This window comes from Streptomyces sp. NPDC093071, from assembly GCF_044754545.1.
Classification (GTDB): Bacteria; Actinomycetota; Actinomycetes; order Streptomycetales; family Streptomycetaceae; genus Streptomyces.
In genome coordinates this window covers 379,820-391,519 of sequence record NZ_JBIVPH010000002.1, presented here as the reverse complement: position 1 = coordinate 391,519, position 11,700 = coordinate 379,820, and the positions used below count along the sequence as shown (strand labels likewise).

General features: G+C 74.2%; 9 protein-coding genes, 1 pseudogene and 1 riboswitch. Of the genes and pseudogenes, 4 read left to right on the top strand and 6 right to left on the bottom strand.

Going from position 1 to position 11,700, the window contains the following annotated elements:
* Positions 1-284: 284 nt before the first annotated feature.
* The 3 genes from ACIQD7_RS07590 to ACIQD7_RS07580 all read left to right on the top strand — a co-directional run bounded on the left by ACIQD7_RS07590 (position 285) and on the right by ACIQD7_RS07580 (position 4,465).
* Positions 285-1,232 carry an isopenicillin N synthase family dioxygenase gene (locus ACIQD7_RS07590; RefSeq protein WP_402441372.1) on the top strand — a complete coding sequence of 316 codons (948 nt, stop codon included), beginning with the start codon at positions 285-287 and terminating at the stop codon, positions 1,230-1,232.
* A 108-nt stretch (positions 1,233-1,340) separates the two neighbouring features.
* Positions 1,341-2,834 (top strand): amidohydrolase family protein, encoded by a 1,494-nt coding sequence (locus ACIQD7_RS07585; RefSeq protein WP_402440406.1) that lies wholly within the window; start codon positions 1,341-1,343, stop codon positions 2,832-2,834.
* A 185-nt stretch (positions 2,835-3,019) separates the two neighbouring features.
* The gene (locus ACIQD7_RS07580) at positions 3,020-4,465 is read left to right on the top strand and encodes a nucleobase:cation symporter-2 family protein (RefSeq protein ID WP_402440404.1); all 1,446 of its coding nucleotides are present in this window, start codon (positions 3,020-3,022) and stop codon (positions 4,463-4,465) included.
* Positions 4,466-4,519: 54 nt separating this feature from the next.
* Here ACIQD7_RS07580 and ACIQD7_RS07575 read toward each other — a convergent pair whose 3' ends face one another.
* From ACIQD7_RS07575 to ACIQD7_RS07555, 5 genes are read right to left on the bottom strand one after another with little or no spacing between them, the layout of a single operon-like run.
* The gene (locus ACIQD7_RS07575) at positions 4,520-5,293 is read right to left on the bottom strand and encodes an enoyl-CoA hydratase (protein WP_402440402.1); all 774 of its coding nucleotides are present in this window, start codon (positions 5,291-5,293) and stop codon (positions 4,520-4,522) included.
* Positions 5,290-6,255, bottom strand: coding sequence for a 3-hydroxyisobutyrate dehydrogenase (gene mmsB / locus ACIQD7_RS07570; protein ID WP_402441371.1), 966 nt, complete (start codon positions 6,253-6,255; stop codon positions 5,290-5,292). The genes ACIQD7_RS07575 and mmsB overlap by 4 nt, the downstream gene beginning before the upstream one ends.
* On the bottom strand, positions 6,252-7,334 hold the full coding sequence (locus ACIQD7_RS07565; RefSeq protein ID WP_402440400.1) for an enoyl-CoA hydratase/isomerase family protein: 1,083 nt from the start codon (positions 7,332-7,334) through the stop codon (positions 6,252-6,254). Before ACIQD7_RS07565 ends, mmsB begins: the two co-directional genes overlap by 4 nt.
* Entirely contained in the window at positions 7,331-8,467 is a 1,137-nt protein-coding gene (locus tag ACIQD7_RS07560; RefSeq protein WP_402441370.1) for an acyl-CoA dehydrogenase family protein, read from the bottom strand. Before ACIQD7_RS07560 ends, ACIQD7_RS07565 begins: the two co-directional genes overlap by 4 nt.
* Positions 8,468-8,484: 17 nt before the next feature.
* A complete protein-coding gene (locus ACIQD7_RS07555; protein WP_402440398.1) occupies positions 8,485-9,984 on the bottom strand; it encodes a CoA-acylating methylmalonate-semialdehyde dehydrogenase in 1,500 nt (499 codons plus the stop codon).
* A gap of 210 nt (positions 9,985-10,194) precedes the next feature.
* A riboswitch (cobalamin riboswitch) is annotated at positions 10,195-10,380 on the bottom strand.
* Between the two features lie 80 nt (positions 10,381-10,460).
* Between ACIQD7_RS07555 and ACIQD7_RS07550 the strand changes: the two are divergent.
* Positions 10,461-11,216 (top strand): annotated as a pseudogene (locus ACIQD7_RS07550) (short-chain fatty acyl-CoA regulator family protein); the annotation flags it as partial.
* On the opposite strand, the gene ACIQD7_RS07545 reads toward ACIQD7_RS07550, so the two are convergent.
* Entirely contained in the window at positions 11,181-11,669 is a 489-nt protein-coding gene (locus ACIQD7_RS07545; protein WP_351974339.1) for a DUF4430 domain-containing protein, read from the bottom strand. The pseudogene ACIQD7_RS07550 and the gene ACIQD7_RS07545 sit on opposite strands and share 36 nt — an antisense overlap.
* Positions 11,670-11,700 lie beyond the last annotated feature (31 nt).

Sequence of the window (11,700 nt, the reverse complement as noted above, 5' to 3'; positions counted from 1 at the left end):
ACACCGGGCCGGGAGACTTCTCGGCATCGCGCAGCACCCGGAGGCCCCGAGGAGGGCCGGGGGGCTGCCAGTTCACGACGCGTCGGCAGCAAGGCCGTACGCGAGCGTGCCCGGTCCGCCGCGAGCGGACCGGTGGAAGCGCCGGGGGCGGTGACCGCGCTTCGTTCCCCCGCGCGTCCGGCACGGCCCGGCACGCGCCCCGAACAGGGAGAACCACGTTGACCACCCAGCACCACGACCCGCGCACCCCGAACGCCGAGGCGGAACTCGACCGGGAGCGGCGCATGGGCCGCGCCACGGGCACCGCGACGGCGGCCCGGGAGATCAAGGTCGTCGATCTGACGGACTTCGAGGACCGGCGCGCCCGGATCACCGAGGAGCTGTGGCAGGCCGCCACGGAGACCGGCTTCTTCCAGCTCTCCGGCCACGGACTCACCCGCGCCGAGACCGACGCCGCGTTCGCGGCGGCCGAGGCCTACTTCGCGCTGCCGGAGGAGACCAAGCGCGGACACGCGCTGAAGAAGGGGCTCAACGCCGGCTGGGAGTACCGCAGCCAGGTGCGCCCCTCCACCGGCACGCCGGACGAGAAGGAGTCGTACCAGCTCACCCGCCCGCACATGGCGGGCCTGTGGCCCGGCGAGGAGGAACTGCCCGGGTTCCGCGACACGCTCCTGTCCTTCGAGGCGCGCTGCCACGCCCTCGCCCAGCGGGTCCTGTCCTGCTTCGCCGAACGCCTCGGATTCGAGCGGGACTTCTTCGCCGAGCGCCACGACCCGGCCGGACCGCTGCACCAGAGCACGCTGCGGCTGCTGCACTACTACGCGGTCCCCGAGGCGGCCCGCGGGCGGTCCGACGGCACCTGGCGGGCCGGTGCGCACACCGACTTCGACTGCCTGACCCTGCTGTTCCAGCGGGACGGACAGGACGGGTTGCAGGTCTGCCCCGGCGGCGAGGCCGACATCCGGGCCTGGACCCCGGTGCCCGCCCGCGCCGACCTGGTCACCTGCAACATCGGCGACATGCTGATGCGGTGGAGCGGCGACCGGCTCCTGTCCAACTTCCACCGCGTCGCCCCGCCCGCGCCCGACGGCGACCAGGGGCCGCGCTACTCCATCGCCTACTTCGCGCAGGCCGACCGGGACGCCGTGATCACCTCGCCGGACGGGCGTCACGCGCCGATCACCGCCGAGGACTACCTGCGGCAGCGCATCGCCGCCAACTTCGGCGGCTGAACCTCCCCTTCCTCCGTCTCCCCTCCCGGAGACCGCCGCCGCGCCCGCGGTCACGCGCGGGTCGCGGCGGCGGTCCCGGCACCCCCGGACCGAAAGCGGGGCACGCCCATGCCCGAACAGTCTCCCGATCCCCTGTCCGATCCCCTGCTCGGCTCCCCGGCCGGCTCTCAGCTCCCGCCGCGCCCCTGCGCGCTCCTGCTGTCCGGCGCCCAGGTCGTCACCGTCGACGACGAGCGGACCGTATACACCTCCGGCTCGGTGGCCGTCGACGGCGACCGGATCGTCGACGTCGGCCCGGCCCGCGAGGTCGAGGCCCGCTGGCGCCCCCGCCGCACCGTCGACTGCCGGGGCCGCGCGATCCTGCCCGGCTTCACCGACGCCCACACCCACCTCTTCCAGTCCTTCGCCCGCGGCATCGGCGACGGCGAGCCGATCCGGCCCTGGCTCAACCACTTCATGTGGCCCTACGCCGTCCACCTCGACGCGGAGGACGCCCTCACCGCCGTACGCCTCGGCGCCGTCGAGGCGGCCCGGGCCGGCATCACCACCGTCGTCGACCACCACTACGCGCCCGCCGACCCCGAGACCGTCCTCGCCGTGGCCGACGCGATCGAGGAGGTCGGGCTGCGCGGCGCGGTCGCCCGGGGCATGACCGGCGACCGTACGAAGATCGCCGACGCGCGCGGCCTGCCCGACGCGCTGTACCGCCACGGCACCGCCGAGGACCTGGAACTGACCCGGCAGTGCATGGCGGCCCGCGGCCCCGACGCGCGCGTCCGGGTCTGGCCGGGCCCGCTCAACCTCTCCTACGGCGACCGGGACCTGGTGCGCGGCGCGGTCGCCCTGGCCCGGGAGCACGGGGTCCGCTGGCACACCCACTGCAGCGAGGGCGCCGGGGACCCGCTGGGCTACCTGGAGGCCCACGGCGTCCGCCCGGTGACCTGGCTGGCGCGCGAGGGCCTGCTCGACGCGCGGGCGACGCTCGCCCATGCCGTCTGGCTGGACGAGGAGGAGACGGCCGCGGTCGGCGCGGCGGGTGCCGGCGTCGCCCACAACCCCTGCTCCAACGCCTACCTGGCCTCCGGCACGATGCCCTGGCTGCCGCTGCGCGAGGCGGGCGCGGTCGTGGCCCTGGGCACGGATGGGCCGAGCGCCGGCGGCCGGCAGGACATGTTCGAGGTCATGAAGCAGACGCTGTTCGCGCAGCGCCTGGCCTCGCTCGACCCGGCCGGGGTGCGCTGCGAGGACGTCCTGGAGGCGGCCACCCGCGACGGGGCCCGGTACGCGGGCGTCCGGGACGCCGGTGCCGTCCGCCCCGGGGCCCTCGCGGACCTGGTGGTCGTGGACCTCTCGGGGACGGCGGTCCAGCCCGTGCACCGGGCCGTGTCGACCCTGGTGTACGCGGCCCGGGCGGGCGACGTGGTGATGACGCTGGTCGGCGGGAGGGTCGTCTACGAGGACGGCCACTGCCCCGGCATCGACGAGGAGGCACTGGGCGCGCGGGCCCGCGAACGGGCGGCCCACCTGGTGGAACGGGCCGGCTTCGGCCCACTGACCGTGCCGTGGCGGCACCGGGAGCGACGACTGGGGAGGACCTCATGACGGATGCGACACGAGCGCCGGGCGGGAGCGCCACGGCGGATGCGGCGCGGTCACTGGGCGGCACCGCTGCGGCGGGAGTGACGGGGCCACCGGCCGGGAACACCACGACGGATGTGACGCGGTCACCGGATGGAACTGCAACGACGGACGGGACGCGGTCACTGGGCGAGACCGCCACGGCGGATGTGACACGAGCACCCGGCAGGACCGCCCCGGCGGACGTGGTCCAGCGGCCGGGAGGCGCCGCTTCTCAGCCCGCCGTGCGCGGCGCGGACACCGCGGGCCCGGCCCCCGCCTACGCCCCGCCCGCCTGGTGGCGGCTGGTGGCGCTCGGTCTGCAGCACGTGCTGGCCTTCTACGCGGGTGCCGTGGTCATGCCGCTCCTGGTGGCGCAGGGCATGGGGCTGTCCGAGGCCGACACGGCCTCGCTGGTGAACACCGCGCTGGTCGCCTGCGGCGTGGCGACCCTGCTGCAGACCGTGGGCCTGCCCGGCGTCGGCATCCGGCTGCCGGTGGTGCAGGGCATGTCGACGGCGGCCGTGCCGTCCCTGGTGTCCGTCGGCGTGGCGGCGGGCGGTGCGCGCGCCGGGCTGCCGACGGTGTTCGGGGCGGTGATCGCGGCCGGGCTCGTGCTCTTCCTGGTGGCCCCGGTCTTCGGCCGGCTGGTGCGCTTCTTCCCGCCCCTGGTCACCGGCACGATCGTCACCGTCGTCGGGGTGACCCTGATGGCGGTGGCCGCCCGGCAGGTGGGCGGCGGGAACCCGGACGCGGCCGGCTTCGGGGCTCCCGTCCAGCTCGGTCTGGCCGCCGTCACCCTGGTGGTCGTGGTCGTGCTGTACCGGTTCGCGAAGGGCTTCGTCGCCTCGGTCGCCGTCCTGCTCGGCCTGGCGGCGGGCACGGTGGTCGCGGCACTCGCCGGACGGGCCGACTTCTCCCGCGTCGGCGACGCCGCCTGGTTCGGGATACAGGCCCCGCTGCACTACGGCGCGCCCCGCTTCGACGTGATGGCGGTCCTCGCGATCGTCCTCGTCATGGTGATCATCGCGGTGGAGTCGATCGGCCAGTTCTTCGCCGTCGGGGAGATCGCCGGACGCGAGGTGGACGAGCGGTCCGTCGTCCGCGCGCTGCGCGCCGACGGCCTGGCCACGGTGGCGTCCGGGCTGCTCAACTCCTTCCCCACCACGGTCTACAGCCAGAACGTGGGGCTGCTGCGGCTGACCGGGGTGACGTCCCGCCGGGTCGTCGCGACCGGCGGGGTGATCATGCTGGTCCTCGGCACGGTCCCCAAGGTGGGCGCGGTGGTCGCGGCGATGCCGCCGGCCGTCCTGGGCGGTGCCACCGTCGTCCTGTTCTCGACGATCGCCGTCGTGGGGATGCAGATCCTCGTCAAGGCCGACCTGTCGGGCGCGCGGAACACGGTCCTGGTGGCCGCGAGCCTCGGCGTCGGCTTCCTGCCCACCGCGTATCCGCAGTTCGCCGAGCACATGCCGACCCGGCAGCTCCAAGTCTTGTTCGAGAGCGGCATCATGCTGGGGACGCTCACCGCGGTCGTCCTCAACCTGTTCTTCCACCACCTCCCGTCGTGGCGCGGGCCCCGCCGCGGCGCGGCGCCCGCGACTGACGCGGTCTAGGAGCGGAAGGACGACCGGCCGGGCGGGGGAGGCCCCCGCCCGGCCGGTCACGCGTCAGCCGTGGACGAACCCCGGAGGCCGCTTCTCCACGAACGCGGACATGCCCTCCTTCTGGTCCTCCGTGGCGAACACCGCGTGGAACAGGCGCCGTTCGAAGCGCACGCCCTCGGCGAGCGTGGTCTCGAAGGCGCGGTTCACGGACTCCTTCGCCATCATCGCGACCGGCTTGGACATCGCCGCCACTGTGCCGGCGACCTCCCACGCCTCGGCGAGGAGTTCGTCCGCCGGCACGATCCGGGACACCAGCCCGGCCCGCTCGGCCTCGGCGGCGTCCATGGTCCGGCCGGTCAGACACAGCTCCATGGCCTTCGCCTTGCCGACGGCCCGGGTCAGCCGCTGGGAGCCGCCGATGCCGGGGATCACGCCGAGCTTGATCTCCGGCTGTCCGAAGACCGCCGTGTCGGCGGCCAGCAGGACGTCGCAGAGCATCGCCAGCTCGCAGCCGCCGCCCAGCGCGTACCCGGCGACCGCCGCGACCGTGGGCGTACGGACCTGTCCGAGCCGGTCCCAGGCCGTGAACCAGTCGGAGAGGTACATGTCCATGTAGCTCCGCGGGCGCATCTCCTTGATGTCGGCGCCCGCGGCGAACGCCCTCTCCGACCCGGTCAGGACGACGCAGCCCACGCCGGGGTCCCGGTCCAGCTCCTCGAAGGCCGCCACGACCTCCTCCATCACCCGGAGGTTGAGGGCGTTGAGCGCCTCGGGCCGGTTGAGCGTGACGAGCGCGACGCGGTCCTTGCGCTCGACCAGGATGGTCTCGTAGGTCATGGGGCCGTTCCGTCCGTAGTCGTTTCCTTCGTGGATGCCGCAGGTGCCGCAGATGCTGCGGACGCCGTGGCCGCCCCGGACCCCCGGATCGTCCGTACGATCGCCGAGAAGTCGAGCCCGGCGCCGTCCCCCTCCGCGAAGGCCGCGTACAACTCGGCCGCCTTCAGGCCGAGTTGCGCGTCCACGCCGCCGGCCCGCAGGGCGTTGGCGGCGAGGTTCAGGTCCTTGGCCATCAGGGGCGCGGCGAAGCCCGGCCGGTAGTCGCGGTTGGCCGGGCTGCCCGGCACCGGTCCCGGCACCGGGCAGTTGACGGTGAGCGCCCAGCACTGCCCGGAGGCCGTGGACGCCACGTCGTACAGCGCCCGGTGGTCCAGGCCCAGGCTCTCGGCGAGGACGAACGCCTCGCTGACGCCGATCATCGAGATCCCGAGGATCATGTTGTTGCAGATCTTCGCCGCCTGCCCGGCCCCGGCCGACCCGCAGTGCACGACCTTCCCGCCCATGGCCGACAGGAACGGCTCGGCCTCCGCGAACTCCTCCGCGCCGCCGCCCGCCATGAAGGTGAGCGTCCCGGCCTCCGCCCCCACCACCCCGCCGGATACGGGGGCGTCGAGCGCCCGGTGCCCGGCGGCGCGCGCCGCCGCGTGCGCGGCGCGGGCGTCGGCCACGTCGATGGTGGAGCAGTCGACGAACAGCGTGCCGGGCCGCGCCGAGGCGAGCAGGCCCCGCTCGCCGTAGAGCTCCAGGACGTGCCGGCCGGCCGGCAGCATGGTGATCACCACGTCCGCCTCGGCCGCGGCCTCCGGCGCGGATCCGGCGGGCTCCACCCCGGAGGCGGCAGCGGCGGCCAGGGCCTCCGGCACCACGTCGTACCCGAGGACGCGGTGTCCGGCCTTGACGAGGTTGGCGGCCATCGGACCGCCCATGTGGCCGAGTCCGACGAAGGCGACGGTACGGGTCACCACGGTACCTCCTGGAGGGATCCGGGCCCGGCGAGCCGCAGTTCGCGGTCGCCGAGCGGGGCGAAGAAACGGTCCACGTCCGCCGCGCCCACCCCGGCGAGCGTCGCGGGGGACCAGCGGGGGGCGCGGTCCTTGTCGATCACCTGGGCCCGGATGCCCTCCACCAGGTCGGGGGAGGACAGGGCGGCGCAGGAGACGCGGTACTCCTGCTCCAGGACCCGCTCCAGCGGGCCGAGCCGCCGGGCCCGGCGCACCGAGGCCAGGGTCACCTTGAGCGCGGTCGGGGACTTGGCCAGGAGCAGGTCGGCGGCCTGCTTGGCCGCGGGGACGCCGCTGTCGGTCAGCCGGGCGAGGACGTCCTCCACGGTGTCCGCCGCGTAGCAGCGGTCGATCCACTCCCGGGCGGCGGCCAGTTCGCCCGGCGGGGGCGTCTGGACGTGCCGGGCGAGGGCGCCGTGGACGGAGGTCCGCGCGAGGTCGTCGGCCAGCTCCGGCAGCCGCTCCGAGGGGACGAAGTGGTCCGCGAGCCCGCACAGCAGGGCGTCGGCCGCGCCGACGACGGCACCGGTCAGGGCGAGGTGGACGCCCAGCTCCCCCGGCGCGAGCCCGAGGAGGTACGTGCCGCCGACGTCGGGCACGAAGCCGATGCCGGTCTCCGGCATGGCCACCCTGGAGCGCTCGGTGACGACGCGGACCGTGCCGTGGGCGGAGACGCCGACGCCACCGCCCATGACGATGCCGTCCATGAGGGCCACGTACGGCTTGGGGTAGCGGGCGATCCGGGCGTTGAGCCGGTACTCGTCCCGCCAGAAGTCCGCCGACGCCGTCCCGCCCGTACGGGCGTCCTCGTGGATGGCGCGGATGTCGCCGCCCGCGCACAGACCGCGCTCGCCCGCCCCCCGGATCACGACCGTCTCCACGGCCGGATCGCGCTCCCACGCGGCCAGGGCCCCGTCGAGACGGAGGACCATCGCGTGGGTGAGCGCGTTGAGCGCCTTCGGACGGTTCAGGGTGAGGTACCCGGCCCGCCCCTCGACCCGGACGAGGACGTCCCCGGAATCGTGCTCTCCGGCGCTCACCGCAGCGCCTCCGTGAGCCCCCGGGCGACGATGACCTGCATGATCTCGTTCGTTCCTTCCAGGATCCGGTGCACCCGCAGATCGCGGACGATCTTCTCGATGCCGTACTCGTTCAGATAGCCGTAGCCGCCGTGCAGCTGGAGCGCCCGGTCGGCGACCGCGTACCCGGTGTCCGTGGCGAACCGCTTGGCCATCGCGCACAGCCGAGGGGCCTGCGGGTCGCCCCGGTCCAGGGCGTCCGCCGCCTGCCGCACCAGAGCGCGGGCGGCGGCCAGTTCGGTGGCCATGTCCGCGAGGCGGAACTGCAGCGCCTGCGCGTCGAGCAGCCGGGCCCCGAAGGCCTCCCGGTCCGCGAGGTGCGACAGGCTGCGGTCCAGGGCGCTCTGCGCGCCGCCCAGCGAGCAGGCGGCGATGCCGAGCCGGCCGCCGTTGAGGCCGTGCATGGCGATGCGGAAGCCCTCGCCCTCGGCGCCGAGGCGCCGGCCGGCGGGGATCCGCACCCCGTCGAGGACGACCTGCCGGGTGGGCTGCGCGTTCCAGCCCATCTTCCGCTCGTTGGCGCCGAAGGAGACCCCCGGGTCGTCGCGCTCGACGACGAAGGCGGTGATCCCGCCGGGCCCTTCGGCGCCCGTACGGGCCATGACGACGTACACGTCGGAGGCGCCCGCCCCGGAGACGAACTGCTTCACGCCCGTCAGGACGTAGTCGTCGCCGACGCGCTCGGCCCGGGTCCGCAGCGCGGCGGCGTCGGACCCGGCGCCCGGCTCGGTCAGGCAGTAGCTGCCGAGCCTGCGGGCCGAGCACAGGTCCGGGAGCCACCGCCCGCGCTGGGCGTCGTCGCCGTACCGGTCGATCATCCAGGCGACCATGTTGTGGATGGAGAGGTATCCGGCGATGGAGGGGCAGCCGGTGGCCAGGGACTCGAAGACGAGGACGCCGTCGACCCGGCCGAGACCGGAACCGCCGTGCTCCTCGCGGACGTAGACGCCCCCGAGGCCGAGCTCGGCGGCCCTGCGCAGGACGTCGACCGGGAAGTGCTTGTCCCGGTCCCAGGCGACGGCGTGCGGGCTCAGCTGCTCCTGCGCGAAGTCGAGGGTGACCTCCGCCAGGGCGAGCTGGTCCTTCGTGAGCATGGTGGTGGACACTCCGCTCACCCCATCGTCGGCATGGTGAAGCTCGCGCCCTCCTTGACCCCGGAGGGCCAGCGCGAGGTGACGGTCTTGGTGCGGGTGTAGAAGCGGATCGAGTCCGGCCCGTGCTGGTTCAGGTAGCCGAACCCGGACGCCTTCCAGCCGCCGAAGGTGTGGTACGCCACCGGGACCGGGATCGGCACGTTGACGCCGACCATGCCGGTGTCGACCCGGCGCGCGAACTCGCGGGCGGTGTCGCCGTCCCGGGTGAAGACGGCGACGCCGTTCCCGTAAGCGTGCTCGCTGGGCAGCCGCAGCGCCTCCTCGAAGTCGGCGGCGCGCACAACGCACAGCACCGGGCCGAAGATCTCCTCGCGGTGGATGCGCATCTCCGGGGTGACCCGGTCGAAGAGCGTGGCCCCCGCGAAGAAGCCGTCCTCGTGGCCGGGGAGGGTGAAGCCGCGTCCGTCGACGACGAGTTCGGCCCCCTCCTCCACGCCGATGTCGACGTAGCGGGTGACCCGCTCCAGGGCGTCCCGGCTCACCAGCGGCCCGAAGTCGGCCTCCGGGTCGTCGGAGCGGCCGATCCGGAGGGCGGCGACGCGCTCCTTGAGCGCGGCCACCAGCCGGTCGGCGGTCTCCTCGCCGACCGGCACGGCGACGGAGATCGCCATGCAGCGCTCGCCCGCCGAGCCGTAACCGGCCCCCACCAGGGCGTCGACGGCCTGGTCGAGGTCGGCGTCGGGCATCACGATCATGTGGTTCTTGGCGCCGCCGAAGCACTGGGCGCGCTTGCCGTGGGCGGCGGCCGTCGCGTAGATGTGCGCGGCGATCGGGGTGGACCCGACGAAGCCGAGGGCCTGCACCCTGGGGTCTTCGAGGAGGGTGGTGACGGCCTCCTCGCCGCCGTTGACGACGTTGAGGACACCGGCCGGGAGCCCCGCCTCCAGGAACAGCTCCGCGAGCCGCAGCGGCACGGAGGGATCGCGTTCGGACGGCTTGAGGACGAAGGCGTTCCCGCAGGCCAGGGCGGGCGCGGCCTGCCACAGCGGAATCATCGCGGGGAAGTTGAACGGGGTGATGCCGGCGACGACGCCGAGCGGGCTGCGCAGGGAGTGCACGTCGATGCCCGTTCCGGCGTTGTCGGTGAACTCCCCCTTGAGCAGGTGGGGGATGCCCGCGGCGAACTCCACGACCTCCAGGCCGCGTTGCAGGTCGCCGTGCGCGTCTGCGACGGTCTTGCCGTGCTCGGCCGACAACAGCCGCGCCAGCGCGTCGCGTTCGTCCTCGACGAGCTGGAGGAACCGCAGCAGCACGCGGGCCCGCCGCTGCGGGTTCCACGCGCCCCACTCGCGCTGGGCGGCGACCGCGTCCGCGATCGCGTGCTCGGTGTCGGCACGGCCCGCGAGCGGGACGCGGGCCCGGACGGTGCCGGTGTTGGGGTCGTACACGTCGCCGAAGAGGCCCGACGTGCCGGCGGTGTGCTTGCCGCCGATGAAATGGGTGAGTTCACGGACCATGGGGGCCTGCTCTCGTCAGGTCGGATCCGGGGATGGCACGGCGGACCGCCGGTCGCACCGGGTGGGTGCGCCGAGGGGGAACGCCGTGGGACGGGGCGGCGCGGGGCCGCCGAAGAGCTAGGTGAGAGCGGGGGTCGCCGCTCGCTCCGCCGGATCACCAGGGTCGTGGGTACGGACCGGTGCCATGCGTGTCTGCTCCATCCTCGTGGACAACACGGAACGTTCCGCGGCCGGTATCCTGACTCCCGGATCTCCGCGTGCCGCCCGTCTTCCCGACAGACCTCGTCAGTGACGTGTGGACGGCGGCACGCTCCCCGGTCACAGTGGCGGGACCGTGCCGGATTCACACCGGCTTCCCTGCACCGCGGACCTTGTGCCACGAACATATAGTTGGACGTCCTAGTAAGTCCACCCCCTCATCCCGCCGATGGCGCGTGTCGGACCGGAGTCGGCCCGCGCCGGCGGCGGTGGTCGGCGGCCACCACCACGACGCCGCCCGGGGCCTGCTGTTCCTGTCGCCCTGGCTCAGCGACGGACAGCGCGCCTTCCGGCTCGCCACCCAGCTCGCCCTGCTCGAACGGGGCGACCCGATCGACGAGGCGATCCGCCCGGCCGCGTTCTCCTCCGCACGGGCCACCGGCCTCGCCCGCATCGGACTCGCCACCTACTTCGCGGGCGCGCTGCTCCTGCCGTACACGGCCTTCCGCGACGCCGCCGAAGGCGTCCGCTACGACGTGGAGCTGCTCCAGCGGCCCGGCCACCGGGGCGTGCCCTTCTCGTTCCTGCGCGTGGACCGCGCCGGCGACATCTCCAAACGCCAGTCCGCCACCGACTTCCACTTCTCCCGGCTCGGCGGCACCTGCCCGCTGTGGACGGTGTACGAGGCGTTCTCCTCGCCCGGCCGCATCCTCACTCAGGTCGCCGAGATGCCCGACGGCAAGCGGTTCTTCCGGGTCGCCCGCACCGTCCACAGGGGCGGCCACGGACACCGTGCCGCACGGGCCGAGTTCGCCGTCGCCCTCGGCTGCGAACTCCGCCACGCCCACCGGCTCGTCTACGCGGAGGGCGTGGCGCTCGACGACCCGCGCGCCGCCACCCCGGCCGGCGCGCCCACGTGCCCTATCCGCTGGTCACGGACGGCTGACGGACGACCCCGGAGGCCGGCACCGGTGCCGGCCCCCGGGGGAGGGCGAACGTCAGAAGGACGTCCAGGTGAACGTCACCTGGTCCCCGTTCTCGATCTCGAACTGGCAGCCGCCGACCGGCGTCGACACCCCGTTGACCGAGATGTTCCAGTACGCGGAGCCGCCGCCGCTCACGCCCTTGACGGTCTCCACCGCGTAGTCGTCGAAGGACGCGTACCAGGTGCCGTCCCACGAGAAGGAGTTGCGCTTCGCCGCGTGGTCCAGGGCGGCCGTCGGCGTCGGGACCTTCGTGGCGTGGGCGCCGCCGTTGGTGCCGTCGCACTTGTGGGTGCCGCCGGTCGCCGTGGTGACGTCGTGGCCCCACGTGAAGATCTTCTTCTTGAAGAGCAGCCCGTCCGGGCCCTGGACGGTGACGGTCACCCGCACCGGCGCGTTCGTGAACGCGGCGGGGGAGTGGGCCTGGGCGGCCGGGGCGGTGGTGAGGGCGAGGCCGAGGGCCGCGGTGGTCACGGCGGCACGGCGTAGCAGGGTCTGGCGCACGGATTTCCTCTCGGTGAAGGGATGGAGCGGG

Coding starts and splice junctions, on each gene's coding strand:
- ACIQD7_RS07590 (WP_402441372.1), top strand. CDS start 285: ATGGGCCGCGCCACGGGCACCGCGACGGCGGCCCGGGAGATCAAGGTC.
- ACIQD7_RS07555 (WP_402440398.1), bottom strand. CDS start 9,984: ATGGTCCGTGAACTCACCCATTTCATCGGCGGCAAGCACACCGCCGGC.
- ACIQD7_RS07560 (WP_402441370.1), bottom strand. CDS start 8,467: ATGCTCACGAAGGACCAGCTCGCCCTGGCGGAGGTCACCCTCGACTTC.
- ACIQD7_RS07585 (WP_402440406.1), top strand. CDS start 1,341: ATGCCCGAACAGTCTCCCGATCCCCTGTCCGATCCCCTGCTCGGCTCC.
- ACIQD7_RS07575 (WP_402440402.1), bottom strand. CDS start 5,293: ATGACCTACGAGACCATCCTGGTCGAGCGCAAGGACCGCGTCGCGCTC.